The sequence below is a fragment of the Acidovorax sp. GW835-FHT14B10 genome (assembly GCF_058793725.1).
In genome coordinates, this window is the sequence record NZ_JBXAGC010000025.1 from 1 (window position 1) to 17434 (window position 17434).

The 17434-nt window shown below is 65.3% G+C and carries 14 protein-coding genes; 2 read left to right on the forward strand and 12 right to left on the reverse strand.

The features are described 5' to 3' along the window. Positions 1-199: 199 nt before the first annotated feature. The 7 genes from gshB to AC1Q5S_RS17050 form a co-directional block, all read right to left on the reverse strand. Positions 200-1153 (reverse strand): glutathione synthase, encoded by a 954-nt coding sequence (gshB, locus tag AC1Q5S_RS17020; RefSeq protein WP_303833947.1) that lies wholly within the window; start codon positions 1151-1153, stop codon positions 200-202. A 94-nt stretch (positions 1154-1247) separates the two neighbouring features. Further along, positions 1248-2435, reverse strand: coding sequence for a benzoate/H(+) symporter BenE family transporter (locus tag AC1Q5S_RS17025; RefSeq protein WP_303833949.1), 1188 nt, complete (start codon positions 2433-2435; stop codon positions 1248-1250). Between the two features lie 100 nt (positions 2436-2535). Continuing rightward, positions 2536-4404 (reverse strand): potassium transporter Kup, encoded by a 1869-nt coding sequence (locus AC1Q5S_RS17030; RefSeq protein WP_303833951.1) that lies wholly within the window; start codon positions 4402-4404, stop codon positions 2536-2538. A gap of 156 nt (positions 4405-4560) precedes the next feature. Further along, positions 4561-5856 (reverse strand): glutamate--cysteine ligase, encoded by a 1296-nt coding sequence (gene gshA, locus AC1Q5S_RS17035; protein ID WP_303833952.1) that lies wholly within the window; start codon positions 5854-5856, stop codon positions 4561-4563. A gap of 89 nt (positions 5857-5945) precedes the next feature. Then, the gene (locus AC1Q5S_RS17040) at positions 5946-7412 is read right to left on the reverse strand and encodes a TrkH family potassium uptake protein (protein ID WP_303833953.1); all 1467 of its coding nucleotides are present in this window, start codon (positions 7410-7412) and stop codon (positions 5946-5948) included. Between the two features lie 25 nt (positions 7413-7437). Then, positions 7438-8910 (reverse strand): Trk system potassium transporter TrkA, encoded by a 1473-nt coding sequence (gene trkA / locus AC1Q5S_RS17045; RefSeq protein ID WP_492239114.1) that lies wholly within the window; start codon positions 8908-8910, stop codon positions 7438-7440. A 60-nt stretch (positions 8911-8970) separates the two neighbouring features. Further along, a complete protein-coding gene (locus AC1Q5S_RS17050; protein ID WP_422205083.1) occupies positions 8971-10251 on the reverse strand; it encodes a glutamate-5-semialdehyde dehydrogenase in 1281 nt (426 codons plus the stop codon). A gap of 83 nt (positions 10252-10334) precedes the next feature. On the opposite strand from AC1Q5S_RS17050, the gene AC1Q5S_RS17055 reads away from it, so the two are divergent. Further along, entirely contained in the window at positions 10335-10613 is a 279-nt protein-coding gene (locus tag AC1Q5S_RS17055; RefSeq protein ID WP_422205085.1) for a hypothetical protein, read from the forward strand. A gap of 84 nt (positions 10614-10697) precedes the next feature. Here AC1Q5S_RS17055 and holA read toward each other — a convergent pair whose 3' ends face one another. Beyond that, a complete protein-coding gene (gene holA / locus AC1Q5S_RS17060) occupies positions 10698-11753 on the reverse strand; it encodes a DNA polymerase III subunit delta (RefSeq protein ID WP_492239115.1) in 1056 nt (351 codons plus the stop codon). A gap of 190 nt (positions 11754-11943) precedes the next feature. Here holA and rocF point away from each other — a divergent pair, with 190 nt between their 5' ends. After that, complete coding sequence (gene rocF, locus AC1Q5S_RS17065; protein ID WP_303833963.1) at positions 11944-12912, forward strand: arginase; 969 nt, start codon at positions 11944-11946, stop codon at positions 12910-12912. A 7-nt stretch (positions 12913-12919) separates the two neighbouring features. Here rocF and AC1Q5S_RS17070 read toward each other — a convergent pair whose 3' ends face one another. The 4 genes from AC1Q5S_RS17070 to AC1Q5S_RS17085 form a co-directional block, all read right to left on the reverse strand. Continuing rightward, positions 12920-13417, reverse strand: a complete 498-nt coding sequence (locus tag AC1Q5S_RS17070; RefSeq protein WP_303833965.1) for an LPS-assembly lipoprotein LptE — start codon at positions 13415-13417, stop codon at positions 12920-12922. 5 nt (positions 13418-13422) lie between these two features. Beyond that, on the reverse strand, positions 13423-16146 hold the full coding sequence (gene leuS / locus AC1Q5S_RS17075) for a leucine--tRNA ligase (RefSeq protein ID WP_422205089.1): 2724 nt from the start codon (positions 16144-16146) through the stop codon (positions 13423-13425). 97 nt (positions 16147-16243) lie between these two features. Beyond that, positions 16244-16669 carry an ExbD/TolR family protein gene (locus AC1Q5S_RS17080; protein WP_287951396.1) on the reverse strand — a complete coding sequence of 142 codons (426 nt, stop codon included), beginning with the start codon at positions 16667-16669 and terminating at the stop codon, positions 16244-16246. Then, positions 16666-17433 carry a MotA/TolQ/ExbB proton channel family protein gene (locus AC1Q5S_RS17085; protein WP_287951398.1) on the reverse strand — a complete coding sequence of 256 codons (768 nt, stop codon included), beginning with the start codon at positions 17431-17433 and terminating at the stop codon, positions 16666-16668. Before AC1Q5S_RS17085 ends, AC1Q5S_RS17080 begins: the two co-directional genes overlap by 4 nt. Position 17434: the final 1 nt, after the last annotated feature.

Here is a 17434-nt window from a genome sequence, read left to right on the forward strand (position 1 = left end):
ACCTTCCAAACCCAGCCGCTTGCAGCAACCAGATCCACCGAGCGAAGCCTTGAATTATATACCGGGTTTTTACCCAGAAAAACCCAAAACCATCTTCTTTTTTCCTCCGCCTCCAGAACCCTCACAAAGAAGGCCAACAGCAGCGAAGCCATCGACTATAGCATGGAAAAGTGGGAACGTTCAACTTTGCCCGCCGTCTTCAGCCGTGCGCGGCAACAACCGCCTCCAGCGCGTCCACGAACAGATACGCCACGTCGCAGCCCGTCTGTTCCTGGATCTCCTGGAAGCACGTCGGGCTCGTCACGTTGATTTCGGTGACGCACTCTCCGATGACATCCACGCCTGCCAGCAGCAAACCCCGGCTCTGCAAGACAGGACCCAGCGCTTCGGCAATCTCCCAGTCACGCGCAGACAGTGGCCGAGCCACGCCCTTGCCGCCCGCCGCCAGATTTCCCCGGACTTCACTGCCCTGCGGGATGCGTGCAAGGCAGAAAGGCACCGGCCTGCCCCCGATGATGAGGACACGCTTGTCACCGTCCACGATCTGCGGAAGGAATTTCTGCACCATCACGCTTTGCGCTCCGTGGCGGTTGAGTGTTTCCGTGATGCTGCCCAGATTCAGCCCGTCCGGACCCACCCGAAAAATACCCATGCCTCCCATGCCGTCGAGTGGTTTGAGAATGATGTCCTGGTGTTCTGCATGGAAGTGCTGGATGTCTTGCGGATCACGGGTCACCAGCGTGGGGCCGATGAACTGGGGAAACTCCATGATCGCCAGCTTTTCCGGGTGATCGCGCAAGGCGCGCGGCTTGTTGAATACGCGTGCACCCTCCCGCTCGGCCTGTTCAAGCAAGTGGGTGGCATAAAAATATTCACTATCGAAGGGCGGATCCTTGCGCATGAGCACGGCATCGAACGCCGTGAGGGCAGAACTGCGCAGTGGCTGCGCCTGAAACCAATCGGTCGCATCGCCCGTGAGAGAAATGTCGCGCACCCGAGCAGTCACCTGGCTGCCACGCTGCCACACCAGATCCTGTGGCAGACATGCCGCCAGCTGGTGTCCACGCCGCTGTGCCTCGCGCATCATGGCAAAGGTGGTGTCTTTGTAGATCTTGAAGCCTTCGAGCGGATCAGCGATGAACAGGAGTTTCATGGTTTTTCAGGAAAAAGGATCGTGCGTTAAGTATCAACAGGGTGAACAGGCTGCCGCCCCAATGGCATTGCCGCATTCACTGCATCCGACCTGGTCAGACGCTCTCGGCTTGGGAACGCCTGTACTGTTGCACAAATAGCGCAAGGCTGCCGGCAACCACGCCCCAGAACGCAGACCCCACCCCCGCCACCACCACGCCGCTGAGGGTGACCAGGAAGGTGATCAGCGCCGCCTCGCGATGGGGCTCGCCCTGCAGCGCGGCGGCCAGACCGCTACCGATCGTGCCCAGCAAAGCCAGGCCGGCGATGGCCACCACCAGTTCCTTGGGAAACGCGGTCAACAGGCCCGTGACGACCGCGCCGAAGATGCCGATCACTACATACAGCAAACCACAGGACACCGCGGCCGTGTAGCGTTTGGTGCGGTCCGGGTGGGCCTCGGGGCCCATGCAGATGGCGGCGGTGATAGCGCTGAAATTCAGTGCATAGCCACCAAAGGGCGCCAGCACCAGGGTCGCGAGCCCCGTCATGGTGATGAGGCGCGACACCGGCAGGTCATACCCCGTGGCGCGGATTACCGCCACGCCCGGCAGGTTTTGCGAGGCCATGGTCACGACAAACAGGGGCAGGGCCAGGCTGATGGCCGCAGACCAGGTGAACTGCGGCGCCGTGAAAACGGGCATGGCCAGCTCCAGGCGGATGGCCGACCAGGACATCTCGCCGCGCAGCGCAACAAAACCGATGGCCAGCGCCAGCGTGATGACCACGGCATAGCGCGGCAGCAGCCGGCGCGCCACCAGATACGTCCCCAGCATCAGCAATACCAGGGGCAGGGCCGTCTGCGCCGCAGCGAAGGCCTGCATGCCAAAGCGCGCGAGCACCCCCGCCAGCAGCGCTGCGGCAATCTCCACGGGAATGCGGTTCATGGCGCGCTCGAACCAGCGTGTCACACCCGCCACCGTGATCAGGACGGCACACACCATGAAGGCACCCACCGCCTCGGCCATGCTGAAGCCTCCGGCCAGTCCGGCGGTGGCCAGCACGGCGGCGCCTGGCGTGGACCAGGCCACCATCACCGGCTTGCGCAGCAGCAACGAGGGCACCAGCGAGCACAGGCCCATGCCCAGCCCCAGCGCCCACATCCACGAGGTGATTTGCGCGGGCGTGGCCTGAAACGCCTGGGCCGCCTGGAAAACGATGGCCACGGAACTCGTGAACCCCACCAGCACCGCCACAAAGCCGGCGGTGAAGGCGGACAGGCTCAGGTCTTTGAAAAATTGCATGGGTGCATTCTGGCATCGCCATGCACCAATATTGCTCTATATTTAATAGCGCATTGTGCCTACCACATAAGCGCCACAGGCCGAAATTCTGTAAATCTGGCTAGATTTCAATCTTGGAGCCCAGTTCCACCACGGCGTTGTTGGGCAAATGCAGGAAGTCGGCGGCGCCACTGGCGTTGTGGTGCATCTGGGCAAACAGCTTCTCGCGCCAGGGCGCCATGCCGCTGCCAATGGTGGGAATGATGGTGTCGCGCGAGAGGAAGTAGCTGGTGGTCATGGGCTCCAGATCACAGCCCCGCCCCCGCAACTGGTGCAGGGCGCTGGGGATGTCGGGATCGTTCTTGAAGCCGTAATGCACCACCACCTGCCAGCAATCGTGCCCCAGGGGCTCGACCTGCAGGCGCTTGTCCAACCCGATCCAGGGCACTTCGTGGTTGCGCACGGTAACGAACAGATTCTGGCCATGCAGCACCTTGTTGTGCTTGAGGTTGTGCAGCATGGCATTGGGCACGGCCCCTGGCTCTGCCGTGAGGAACACCGCCGTGCCGTCCACGCGGGTGGGTGGGTTCAGGAACACCGATTCCAGGAAAGCCTTGAGGTCGATGGCATCGGCGCGCAGTTTGTCATTGAGCAGGCGGCGCCCCTCCTTCCAGGTCATCATCAGCATGAACACGCCACCGCCGATCATCAGCGGGAACCACCCGCCCTGGAACAGCTTGAGCAGATTGGACGTGAAGAAGGCCAGGTCCACCACGAAAAAGCAGCCAGTGGCCGCAATGCACAGCGCCAGCGGATAGCCCCAGCCATAGCGGATGACAAAGAACGTCAAGGTGGTGGTGATCAGCATGTCCAGCGTAACGGCAATGCCATAGGCCGCAGCCAGGTTGCTGGACGAGCGGAACATCACCACCGCCAGCACAATGGCCACGAAAAGCCCCCAGTTGACCAGCGGGATGTAGATCTGTCCCGTATCCCGCACGCTGGTGTGCAGGATGTTCAGGCGCGGCAGATAGCCCAGCTGGATCACCTGCTTGGTGACACTGAAGGCGCCCGTGATGAGCGCCTGCGAAGCAATGACCGTGGACAGCGTTGCCAGGATCACCAGCGGCACCAGGGCCCAGTCGGGCGCCATCATGAAAAACGGATTCTTCACCGCCTCGGGTTCGGCCAGCAGCAGCGCGCCCTGGCCAAAATAATTGAGCGTGAGCGCCGGCATGGCCACGCCAAACCAGGCCAGGCGGATGGGCCGTTTGCCAAAATGCCCCAGATCGGCATACAGCGCTTCGGCCCCGGTCACGCACAGCACCACGGCCCCCAGAATGATGAAACTGATGCCCGGATGGGCCCACATGAATCCCAGCGCGTGGTGCGGACTCATCGCCCAGAGGATTTCAGGGTGGGTGACGATGTGCGACACCCCCAGCACGGCCAGGGTCAGGAACCACAGGAGCGTGATGGGACCAAAAAATTTTCCGATGCCGCCCGTGCCCCGCTTTTGCACGGCAAACAGGCAAAACAGCACCACCAGCGTGAGCGGAATCACATACTGCTTGAAATGGGGCGACACCACCTCCAGCCCCTCCACCGCGGAAAGCACCGAAATGGCCGGGGTGATGACGCCGTCGCCATAAAACAGCGAGGTGCCGAAGATGCCCACCGCCAGCAGCCCCTTGCGCAGGCGGGGCTTGTCTTTCACTGCCTGCGAGGCCAGCGCCAGCATGGCGATCAGCCCGCCCTCGCCGTTGTTGTCGGCCCGCAGCACCAGCACCACGTACTTGAGGGAAACGATGACGGTCAGGGTCCAGAAGAAGATGGACAGGATGCCGTAGATGTTGTCCGGCGTGAATGGGACATGGCCCGAGCCGAAAACTTCCTTGACCGCGTACAGCACGCTGGTGCCGATATCGCCGTAGACAACACCGATGGCGCCCAGCGTGAGCGCTGCGAGCGATGATTTGGAACTTTGCACTGACACCCCCCGCGGCACTGGGCAAGACGGGGTTCCGTAACTTTTGGGAACGCTATTGTGCGCCCGCCGCCGCGCTGGCGGATCGACCCCGCAGATCTTGTTGCAGTGCAACAACTACCCGCCGGCCCCGGCGCCCCGGCAGGGCATGGCCCCGGGTCAGTCGTAAATCTCGGCGTCCGGGTTGGTGGCTTCCAGTTCGTAGCTGGCGGCCAGCATGGCCAGGCGCGCCACCACGCCATACATGTAAAAGCGGTTGGGCGCACTCACACCCGGGCGCACGCCCGGCTGGGGCATGTGCGTGCTGTGCTCGAACGCCAGCGGCACGAAGCTGGCGCCGGGGGCGTTGAGGTTTTCATCCACGCCGCGCTCGGCATGCATGCGATAAAAGCCGCCCACCACATAGCGGTCCATCATGTAGACCACCGGCTCGGCCACGGCCTCGTGCACCCGCTCCTGCGTGAGCACCCCTTCCTGGATGATCACGTCGCTGACCGGCTGGCCGTCCTTGATGACGGCCATCTTGTTGCGGGTCTTGCGGTTCAGGTCGTCGAGCTCCTTGGCATCGCGCACGGTCATGATGCCCATGCCGTAGGTGCCGTTGTTGGCCTTGACGATCACGAAGGGTTTTTCGTGGATGCCGTATTCCTTGTACTTGCGCCGGACCTTGGCGAGCAGGGCATCCACCCCGCTTTGCAACCCGTCCATGCCCGCGCCTTCGGCAAAGTCCACAGCGCCGCACTGGCTGAACAGCGGATTGATCAGCCAGGGGTCGATGCCGAGCATCTTGCCGAAGCGCTTGGCCACTTCCTCGTAGTTCTTGAAATGCGTGCTCTTCCTGCGCACGCTCCAGCCTGCATGCAGGGGTGGCAGCAGGTACTGCTCATGAATGTCTTCCAGGATGCCCGGCGCGCCGGTCGAAAGATCGTTGTTGAGCAAAATCGTGCAGGGGTCGAAATCCTTGAGGCCCAGCCGTCCCTTGGTGCGGATCACGGGCTCCAGCATCACCGAGTCGCCGTTGGGCAGCTCGATCAGGGTGGATTTCTTGATCTCGGGGCTGATGGAGCCCACGCGCACATTCAGGCCCGCCATGTTGAAGATGCGCTGCAGTTGCACCACATTGGCCAGGTAAAACGTGTTGCGCGTGTGGTTCTCGGGAATGATCAGCAGGTTGCGCGCCTCGGGGCAGATCTTCTCGATGGCGGCCATGGCGGCCTGCACGGCCAGGGGCAGCATCTCCTTGGTGAGGTTGTTCCAGCCGCCCGGGAACAGGTTGGTGTCCACGGGCGCCAGCTTGAAGCCGGCATTGCGGATATCGACCGAGGTGTAGAACGGCGGCGTGTGCTCCATCCACTCCAGGCGAAACCAGCGTTCGATGGCGGGCATCGAGTCAAGGATGCGCTGTTCGAGTTCATTGATCGGTCCCGTGAGGGCCGTGATGAGATGCGGAACCATAGATGCCCTTGGAAAGCGATTGCGGTGAATTGTAGGAGTTGGGGTCGGGCCAACGATTCGCAAGGCAGCGCGGGCTGGCCACCTGCCGCTCAGCGCCGCCAGAACGCCGGTGTGAGCAGGGCCATGAAGCTGAGTATCTCCAGCCGCCCCAGCAGCATGGCCAGGGTGCACACCCATATCTGGAAATCGGTCAGCCCGGCGTAGTTGGCGGCGGGGCCCACACTGCCCAGGCCCGGCCCCGTACAGTTGACGCTGGCCAGAACGGCCGAAAACGCGGTCACCAGGTCCAGATCGGTCAGCAGCAGCACCATGCTCAGGCCAAAAATGGTGGCGCCATACACCAGCATGAAGGCCAGCACCGAGAAGATCACCCGGTTGTCCACCACCGCGTCGCCCAGCCGCACGGGCTGCACCGCGCGCGGATGCACCAGCCGGTTCATTTCGCGGCGCGCCTGCTTGAGCAAGATCAGTACGCGCACCATCTTGATGCCGCAGCCCGTGGAGCCCGCACTGGTCGCCAGGCCCGACAGCAGCAGCATGAACACGGGCGCAAACACCGGCCAGCCCAGATAGTCCACCGTGGAATAGCCGGTGGTGGAGGCCAGGGACACCAGGTTGAACATGCCGTGGCGCAGCGCATCGAGCGGCGCATACACCCCCTTGACCCACAGCAACCCGGCCACCAGCAGCCCGCCGCCGACCAGCGTGAACAGGGTGGCGCGCAGCTCCGGGTCGCGCCAGAAGCCACCCCACTGCCCCTTGCGGATGGCCACGAAATACAGTGCGAAATTGCAGCTGGCCACCAGCATGAAGAAGATGCAGATGGCCTCCAGCAGCGGCGACCGAAAATACCCGAAGCTCTGGTCATGGGAGGACAGCCCGCCCAGGCTCACGGTGGAGAACATGTGCATCAGCGCATCCAGCGGCGCCATGCCCGCCCCCCAGTAGGCCAGGCCACACAGGGTGGAGAAAAGGGCGTACACGCCCCACAGCCCCTTGGCGGTGCCGGTCATGCGCGGCGTGAGCTTGGTGTCCTTGAGCGGTCCGGCCGCCTCGGCCTTGAACAGCTGGCTGCCACCCACCCCCAGCAGTGGCAGCACCGCCACCGCCAGGATCAGAATGCCCATGCCGCCCATCCACTGCAAAAAGGTGCGCCACACGTTCACCGACACGGGCAGGGTGTCCAGGCCCGTCAGCACCGTGGCGCCCGTGGTGGTCAGGCCGGAAACGGCTTCAAAGTACGCGTGCGTGAACGACATCGGCCGCCCTGTGTGGTGCCCCGCCAGCATCAGCGGCACGGCAGCCGCCAGTGGCAGCAGCATCCACACCAGCGAGACCAGCATCACGCCATGGCGTGGCTGCAGCTCCTGCCGGAACAGACGCAGACGCCACCACAGCCAGGCGCCCACCAGCAGCGAGGCCGCCATGGCCAGGGGGTACACATGCCACACCCCGTCCTGGGTCCACAGAGAAACCGCCAGCGGCAGCCCCATGGACAGCGCAAAGATCATGACCAGGATGCCCAGCACGCGCAGGACGGGAAACATGTCCACCATGGTGTTCTCGCGGGCCTGTTCCGGTTCAGAAGAAAGTGGCGCTCACGCGAAAGAGCTTTTCCACGTCGCGCACCAGCCGCTTGTGCGGCAGGAAGAACACCACATGGTCATTGCTCTCGATCACCGTGGCGCTGCGCGGAATGATCACCTGCGGCTCGCGCGGCGCATCGGGCGCCCCCCCGGGTGCATCGTGCGCATCCGGCGCATCCGGCAGGCCACGCACGATCAGGCCGATGTGCACGTCGCGCGGCAGGGCCAGCTCGCTGACCTTGCGGCCTACCACCCGCGAGGTCTTGCGGTCGCCACGGGCCACGATCTCCAGCGCCTCGGCCACGCCCCGGCGCAGGCTGTGAACGGCCTGCACATCGCCCTGGCGCACATAGGCCAGCAGCTCGCCCAGCATGGCCTGCGCGGGCGACAGGGCAATGTCGATCTGCGTGCCGTGCATCAGGTCGGCATAGCTGCGGCGGTTGATCAGCGCCAGCACGCGGCGCGCGCCCATGCGCTTGGCCAGCAGGCAGGACATGATGTTGTCCTCGTCGTCGTCGGTCAGGGCCAGAAAGAGATCGATCTCGTCGATGCTCTCGTCACCGAGCAGGTTTTCATCGGTGGTATCGCCCTGCAGCACCAGGGTGTCGGACGGCAGGCGCGAGGCCAGCTCGATGCAGCGCGCACTGTCGTCCTCGATGATCTTCACCAGATAGCGCCCCGGCTCCCTGCCCAGCTCCAGCGCCAGGTGCAGGCCCACACGGCCGCCGCCGGCGATCATGATGCGCCGCACCGGCCGCACTGGCGTGGCGCCCTGGCGATGCAAGGTGGCCAGCACATGGGCGATGTGCTCGCGCGCGGCCAGCACAAAAACCTCGTCGCTGGGCTCGATGCGGGTTTCTCCGGCGCAGGCCACGAAGCGGTCGGGCTCTTCCGGAAAGCGGCGATAGATGGCCACCAGGCGCACCGCCACCTCGGGGGTGCTACTGCGCATCTCGGCCACGGTGTGGCCCACCATGGGTGCGCCGGCCCGCGTCCGCACCGACACCAGGCAGGCCCGCCCGCCAGCGAACTCGCGCACCTGCATGGCTTCGGGGTATTCGATGAGCTTGCCGATGTAGCGGGTGAGGGATTCCTCGGGGCAGATGATGCGGTCCACCGCAAAGCCTTCGGTGGACACCAGGCGCTCATCCCGCTGGAACCCGGTGGAGCGCACGCGCGCAATGCGCTTGGGGATGTTGAACACCAGCTGCGCCACCTTGCAGCACACCAGGTTGGTCTCGTCCTGGGCGGCACAGGCGATCAGCAGATCGGTGTCCTGCGCGCCCGCCTCGGCCAGCACGGCAGGCTCGATGCCGTTGCCCACCACGCCGCGCAGGTCATAGCGCGATTCCAGGTCGCGCAGACGCTCGGCGTCGGTGTCGATGACGGTGATGTCGTTGCGCTCGGACACCAGGCTGTCGGCCACGATCTGGCCCACGCGGCCGGCTCCGAGGATGATGATCTTCATGTGGTATTGGCTTTCAGCGCAATACTGGCAAGCGCAACCAGCGATGAAATAAGCAGCAAATCAGACCCGCACCTCGCCCTCGCCCAGCACCACGTACTTGAGCGAGGTGAGGCCTTCCAGCCCCACCGGCCCGCGCGCGTGGAACTTGTCGGTGCTGATGCCGATTTCGGCCCCCAGGCCAAACTCGAAACCATCGGCAAACCGCGTGCTGGCATTCACCATCACGCTGGCCGAATCCACCTCACGCAGAAAGCGCTGGGCGTGCATGTGGTTGGTGGTCAGGATGGCGTCGGTGTGGTGGCTGGAATAGCGGTTGATGTGGGCGATGGCCTCGTCCACGCCCGCCACCACCTTCACGCTGATGATGGGCGCCAGGTACTCCTCGCTCCAATCCTGCTCGGTGGCGGCCGCCAGCTTCGCGCCCGGCACCTGGCCCAGGATGGCCAGCGCCTCGGGGCAGCCGCGCATCTCCACGCCCTTGGCGGCATACACGGCGCCGATCTGCGGCAAAAACTCCGCCGCCACGCCGCGCGCCACCAGCAGGCCTTCGCTGGCGTTGCAGGGGCTGTACTTGTTGGTCTTGGCATTGTCGGCGACCTTCACGGCCATGGCGATGTCGCAGGGATCGTCCACATAGGTGTGGCAGTTGCCGTCCAGGTGCTTGATGACCGGCACCTTGGCATCGCGGCTGATGCGCTCGATCAGGCCCTTGCCGCCGCGCGGGATGATCACGTCCACAAACTGCGGCATGGTGATGAGCTGGCCCACGGCCTCGCGGTCGGTGGTCTGCACCAGCTGCACCGCGTCCTGCGGCAGGCCCGCTTCGGCCAGGGCCTGTTGCACCAGTCTCGCCAGTGCCTTGTTCGACTCGATCGCCTCGGAGCCGCCGCGCAGGATGCAGGCGTTGCCGCTCTTGATCGACAGGCTGGCCGCCTCGATGGTCACGTTGGGGCGGCTCTCGTAGATCATGCCGAACACGCCGATCGGCACGCGCATCTGGCCCACGCGGATGCCGCTGGGCTGCTGCTTCATGCCGATGATTTCGCCAATGATGTCGGGCATGGCCGCCAGCTGCTCGCAGCCCTGGGCGCAGGTCTCCAGCACCTTGGGGCTGAGCTTGAGGCGGTCCACCATCGGCTCGGCCAGGCCGGCGGCGCGGGCGCGCTCCAGGTCAATGGCGTTGTCGGTCTGCAATGCGTCCACGTTCTCGCGCAGCAGGCGGGCCAGGGCCTTGAGCGCTTTGTTCTTGATAGCTGCTGGCGCTTTGGCCATCAGCGCAGAGGCCGCTTTTGCCTGCAAACCGAGGGCGTGGGTGTATTCGGTGACATTGAGGGCGTTCATGCCAGGATTTTGCCGCAGATACCCCGCTGCGTGCCCGCCGCACAGCGGTTACCCTTGCCCCTTCACACTTTGCGGCGGCTCCGATGACACGCTCCCACCTGCTCCAACCCGTGCAAGAAGCACTCCAGGCCTTCACCGCGGGCGCCCTGCCCGCGTCCGCCCTCAGCCGCACCGCCCGCGAACAGGCCGAACTGCTCGCCGCCCTGCCGCCGCGCTACGCCGAGGTGCTGCACGGCCTGCTGGACCGGCTGGAATCGAGCGCGCTGTTCTCCGAAGAAAGCTGCTCGTTCAGCCAGCAGGATCTGGTCGACAGTCTGCAGATGTGGGTCGACAAGGCGCGTGGCCTGCTGGAATCCATCTGAACCAATACTATTTTTCTGATAGCTATCAGCGCTTGATGGATAAGATCCAGAGCCAAAAAACAATGAAAACCTGGCGGTGAAACCTCACCGCGCCGCTTGCGTCAGCCGGCACAGCTGGAACGCCAGCCGCTGCAGCGCCTGCCAACCGTCCTGCGGCCAGTCGGGCTGCTTGAGCCCTTTCACGATCCCGTCCACCGTATGCGCCGACTGCAGCAGGCGCGCCAGCGCGGCATCGCTGGCCTTGGGCAGGATGCGCTCGAACAGGCGCTCCTTGGGGCCCCAGATGCGGTTTTCGCGCAGGGCCATGGGCAGCGGGCGGCCGGCGTTCATGGCGTCTTTCACGCGCTTCAGGGCGCGGATGTCCTCGGCCAACGCCCAGTGCACCAGCACCTCGGCCTCGCCTTCGGCCTGCAGGCCGTCGAGCATGCGCTGCACGCGGGCCGTCTGCCCGGCGAGGACTGATTCGGACAGCTTGAACACGTCGTAACGCGCCACGTTGAGCACGGCGGCCTCGACCTGGGCCTGCGTCAGCTCGCCCGGGGGGTGCAGCAGGGCCAGCTTCTGGATCTCCTGGTGTGCGGCCAGCAGATTGCCTTCCACGCGGTCGGCAAAGAACTGCAGCGTGCGCTGGCCCTCTTCGCCCGCCACCACGCGCTGGTTTTGCGCGGCCAGGCGCTGGGCAATCCACTGCGGCAGCATGCCGCGCTCGATGGGGTCGATCTGGAGGGAGACTCCGTTGCCCTCCAGCGCGGCAAACCAGGCACCGGTGCGCGTGGCCTTGTCCAGGCGGGGCAGCATCACCAGCGTGAGCGTGCTGTCGTTGCCCTTGGCCGCCTCTGCAATCTGCTGCAGCGCCACGCTGCCGTCCTTGCCAGGCTTGCCCGAGGGGATGCGGATCTCGATGAACTGTTTGTCGGCAAACAGGCTCAGACTGCCGCCTGCGGCCAGCACCGCGCTCCAGTCAAAGTGTGCGCCAGCCACGGTGTAGCTGCTGCGCTCGGAATAGCCCTGGGCCCGGGCGGTGGCCCGGATGGCGTCGGCCGCCTCCTGCTGCAGCAAGGGCTCGTCGCCATGCAGCACATAAAGCGGCGACAGGCCCCGTTGAAGATGCGGTGAGAGTTGGGCCAGGGCGACTTGCATGCGGCAAAGTTTATCGCCTTGCCATGCGCCGAACAGCCCCCGCCGCCAGGACGCCAGCGCACGGGGCACCACAGCGGGCACGGACTGGTCTGCTGTTTTGCTGTTCATGGGCGCCCAAAGCCCCGAGAATGCTTCCCGGGCGCCAGTGCCCGCACCAACCTCTGCCGCCTTGCCCGAAAGCCCCAGCACCATGCCCCCCAACGCCCTGCGCAGCGCCCAATCCATCAGCCTGATCGGCGCCCCCACCGACATTGGCGCGGGCGCGCGCGGCGCATCCATGGGCCCCGAGGCCCTGCGCGTGGCCGGGCTGCAGGCGGCGCTGCAGCTGCACGGGCTGCAGGTGCTGGACCGGGGCAACTTGAGCGGCCCCTCCAATCCCTGGCAGCCGCCCGTGGACGGCTACCGCCACCTGCCCGAGGTGGTGGACTGGAACCAGCGCGTGTTCGATGCCGTGTATGCCGAGCTGCAGCGGGGCCACCTGCCCATTCTGCTGGGCGGCGACCACTGCCTGGGCCTGGGCAGTATCAGCGCCGTGGCGCGCCATTGCGCCGAGGCGGGCAAGCAGCTGCGCGTACTGTGGCTCGATGCCCACGCCGACTTCAACACCAGCCAATTGACCCCCAGCGGCAATGTGCACGGCATGCCCGTGGCCTGCCTGTGCGGCTTTGGCCCGGCCGCGCTGACACAACTGGCGGGCATGCCCGGCGGCGGCCCGGCGCTGCGCCCCGACCAGATCCGCCAGATCGGCATCCGCAGCGTGGACGCAGGCGAAAAGCGCTTTGTGCACGAACAGGGCCTGGAGGTATTTGACATGCGCCACATCGACGAGGTCGGGATGCGCCAGACCATGCAGCAGGCGCTGGCCGGACTGGATGCCCGCACCCACCTGCATGTGAGTTTTGACGTGGACTTTCTCGACCCCGACATCGCACCCGGCGTGGGCACCACGGTGCCCGGCGGTCCCACCTACCGCGAAGCGCAGCTGTGCATGGAGATGATCGCCGACAGCGGGTGCCTGGCCTCGCTGGACATCGTGGAGCTCAACCCCGCCCTCGATGTGCGCAACCGTACGGCCGCGCTGGCCGTGGACCTGGTGGAATCGCTGTTTGGCAAGAGCACGCTGATGCGCGCGCCGTCGGCCTCAGTGTCTGCGCCTTGAGCCGGCGTCAGCGCCTGGCCACCGCCAGCCGGCGCAGCAGTTGCTGCACGATATCGGTCTGCATGTTGCGGTACAGCAGGGCCTCTTCGGCCTCCTTGGCCAGGGCGATGGCTTCGTTGTAGCTGATCTCGCGCTGCTGCAGCAGCTCGGTGTTGGGAATCAGCTCTTCGCCGGCCGGTGTGCGCAGCTTGAAGCGTACACGCAGGCGCAACTCCAGCTCGCGCACCTGGCCCGAGGCATTGAGGCCCACCACCACGCGCTCGCGCTGCTCCGACAGCAGGTCGAGCACGGCCTCGGCGGTCGGCAGGTCGGCGGGATCGCGCAGCACCTTCAGTGTGCTGCCCGACCCCTGCAGCGTGCGCATCAGCTCCCGCGCCAGGGACGAGCCCTGCGGTGCCGCCACGTAGAGCGTTGCGAAGGAAAACTCGGGCACCCCCCGCAGGCGAAACCCACAGGCGGCCAGCAGTGCCACGGGCGCGAGACAGAGCAGTGTGCGCTTGTGCATCACGGTCACACTACCACGTTCACGAGACGGCCTGGCACGACGATGACGCGCTTGGGTGCGGCGCCAGCCGCGTGCGCCACAAACGCCTCGCTGGCCAGCGCGATGCGCTCGATCGCGGCCTTGTCGGCCTGTGCCGGCACATGGACGGAGCCGCGCAGCTTGCCGTTGACCTGCAGCATCAGCTCGATCTCGTCCTGCACCAGCGCATCGGGATCGACCTGCGGCCAGGGCGCATCGAGCAGATCGCCCAGAGACCCGGCGTAACCGAGTTGCGACCACAGGCTGTGCGCCACATGCGGCGTGGCCGGGTACAGGCAGCGCAGCAGGATGCCGAAGCCTTCGATGAGCGCCGCCTGGGCGCCGGCGCTGTCCAGTGCCTTGAAGTCTTCCAGCGCGTTGATCATCTTCATCGCGCCCGAGACCACGGTGTTGTACTGCATGCGCTGGTAGTCATAGTCCACCTGCTTGAGCACGGTGTGGATCTCCAGGCGCAGGGCCTTCGCCTCCTTGCCGAATTCCACGTTCTTGAGGGCTTTGGCGCTTGCCACGCTTGCGCTGGCAGCTTCCATGTTCTTGGCAGACAACTTCACCCCAAAATTCCACACGCGGCGCAGGAATCGGTAGCTGCCCTCCACCGCCGCGTCATTCCACTCCAGCGTGGCTTCGGGCGGGGCCGTGAACATGGTGTACAGGCGCGCGGTGTCGGCGCCGTACTTCTCGATCAGGTCCTGCGGGTCCACGCCATTGTTCTTGGACTTGGACATGGTGCCCACGCCCTCGTAGTCGATCGGCGTGCCCACGGGCAGCAAGCCGTCGCCGCTGGTGGCTTCGTTCTTGAGCTTGGCGCCGACGATTTTGCCGTCCTCGCCCAGCACATGCTCCACGTCGTGCGGCCAGAAGTAGTCCTTGCCGCCCTTGGCGGTGCGGCGGCTGTAGATGTGGTTGAGCACCATGCCTTGCGTGAGCAGCTTGGTGAAGGGCTCATCGACCTTCACGAGCCCCAGGTCGCGCATGACCTTGGTCCAGAAACGCGCATACAGAAGGTGCAGGATGGCGTGCTCGATGCCACCGATGTACTGGTCCATGCCGCTGCCGCCAGCGGCATTATTTTGATCCCGCATCCAGTAGGCCGTGCCGTCTGCGACCATGGCCTCGCTGTTCTTCGGATCGCAATAGCGCATGAAGTACCACGAGCTGTCGACAAAGGTATCCATGGTGTCGGTTTCGCGGCGCGCCGCCTTGCCGCAGACCGGGCACACGACACCGGCGTGAAAACCCTCGTGCTTGTGCAGCGGGTTGCCCGAGCCGTCAGGAACGCAGTCGGTGGGCAGCACCACCGGCAGGTCTTTCTCAGGCACGGGCACGGCGCCATGCTCGTCGCAGTGGATGATCGGGATCGGCGTGCCCCAGTAGCGCTGGCGGCTCACGCCCCAGTCGCGCAGGCGCCAAGTGGTCTTGGTCTCGCCCAGGCCCTTGGTCTGCAGGGCATGGGCCACGGCGGCCACGGCGTCCTTGTAGGAAAGGCCGCTGAAGCTGTCGGAGTTGATGGTGACGCCGCGCTGCTTGTCGCCGTACCAGTCGCTCCACTGGTGGTAATCAAAGTGCTCGCCATCGACCAGCACCACCTGCTTGATCTCGATGCCGTACTTGAGGGCAAACGCAAAGTCGCGCTCGTCGTGCGCCGGCACGCCCATCACGGCGCCGTCGCCATAGCCCATGAGCACGTAGTTGCCGACCCAGACTTCGACCTTTTCCTCGGTCAGCGGATGCGTGACAAACAGACCCGTGGGCATGCCCTTCTTTTCCTGCGTGGCCAGCTCGGCCTCGGTGGTGCCGCCGCTCTTGCATTCTTCAATGAAGGCTGCCAGCTGGGGGTTGGTCTGGGCGGCATGGGCGGCCAGCGGGTGCTCGGGCGCCACGGCGCAAAACGTCACACCCATGATGGTGTCGGCACGCGTGGTGAACACGTACATCCTGCCGTCGCCAATCAGCGCGCCATCGTCGCCTGCAATGTCGTGCGGGAAGGCAAAGCGCACGCCTTCGCTCTTGCCGATCCAGTTTTCCTGCATCAACTTGACGCGCTCGGGCCAGCCAGGCAGCTTGTCACCGGTCACGAAATCGAGCAGTTCCTCGGCGTAGTCGGTGATCTTGAGGTAGTAACCGGGGATCTCGCGTTTTTCCACCGTGGCGCCGGTGCGCCAGCCCTTGCCGTCGATCACCTGCTCGTTGGCCAGCACGGTCTGGTCCACCGGGTCCCAGTTCACGACCTGGGTCTTGCGGTAGGCAATGCCCTTTTCGAGCATCTTGAGGAACAGCCACTGGTTCCACTTGTAATACGTGGGGTCGCAGGTGGCGACTTCGCGGCTCCAGTCGATGGCCAGGCCCATGGCCTGCATCTGCTTTTTCATGTACGCGATGTTTTCGTACGTCCACTTGGCGGGCGGCACGCCGTTCTTCAGCGCGGCGTTCTCGGCCGGCAGGCCGAACGCGTCCCAGCCCATGGGCATCAGCACGTTGTGGCCGTTCATGCGCAGGTAGCGCGTGAGCATGTCGTTGATGGTGTAGTTGCGCACATGGCCCATGTGCAGCTTGCCGCTGGGGTAGGGCAGCATCGAGCAAGCGTAGAACTTCTTCTTGTTCGCGTCTTCCGTCACGCGGTAGGCGTCGGTGGCGGTCCAGTGGTCGTGCGCGGCGCGCTCGACGTCTTGGGGAGAGTATTTTTCTTGCATGGAGGCTCTGCTGGGTGAGAGGAGTGCAGCCGCTGGGCTGCTGCTTTGGCAGATTTTAGGCGGTGACGAACGCGGCGCCGGGCCTTGCGCTGGTGGCTCAGGGGACTGTTGCGGGCTGCTCGGCGACAAAACCGATGCGCTGCAGCCCCGCGCTGTGGGCTGCGCCCATGACTTCGACCACGCGGCCATAGGGTACGGCCGCGTCGGCACGCAACTGCACCTCGGTGTCGGGCCGGGCGGCACCAATGCGCTGCAGCCGCTCGGCCAGGGCGGCCTGCGACAAGGGCTGATCGTCCAGATAGGCCTGACCGCTGCGGTCCACCACCAGGGTCACGAACGGGGTCGCGGCGCCGGGCGTGGCCCCTTGCGCGCGGGGCAGGTCGAGGCGGATGGCACTGGCCAGCAAGGGCGCCGTGAGGATGAAGATCACCACCAGCACCAGCATCACGTCCACCAGGGGCGTCATGTTGATGTCGCTCATGGGCTGGGGCCCGGGGGTGCGTTCCAGTCGGCCGAAACTCATGCCCCCACGCTCCCCGCTGCGCCTGGCTCGCTGCCCCCCGAGGGGACTGACCGGCCTTGGGGCGGCCCGGCGGCGGGTCGTGCCATGGCGCTCCCCTGAACGGGGGCCGTGTCGGCCAGCAACTCGCGCAGGTCGCGCGCAAAACCTTCCAGGTCGGCCTCGATGCGGCCAATGAAACGGCCGAACACGTTGTAGGCCAGTACGGCTGGAATGGCCACCGCCAGGCCGGCGGCCGTCATCACCAGGGCCTCGCCCACGGGGCCGGCCACGCGATCGATGGTGATCTGCCCGGCACCCGCCATGGCGGAAAGCGCATGGTAGATGCCCCAGACCGTGCCCAGCAAGCCGACAAAGGGGGCCGTGGAACCCACGGTGGCCAACAGCACCTGCCCCCACTGCAATCGCCCCAAGGCGCCATGCAGGGCATCGCGCAACACCCGGGTCAGCTGCTGCGACAGGCTCCCGGAGGTGGCCAGGGTGGCCTGTGTACCGGGGTTCGACTGATTCGCTATTGAATTTGCAGCAACAACCAAAGGGAGAAAAAGCGCTTCGCGGTCAAAAGACGGCAGGCGCTGCACCGCGATGGCCAGCGATGGAGCCTGCCAGAAAGCCGCCGTGCAGCGCGCCATGTCGGCCGTGGCCCGGTGCATGAGGCGCATCTTCCAGAAGATCACCACCCAGCTGGCCACCGACATGGCCAGCAGCAGCAGGGCCGTGCCCTGCGTCACGGCATCCCCCTGGCGCCACCAGTGCAATGCGTCCATA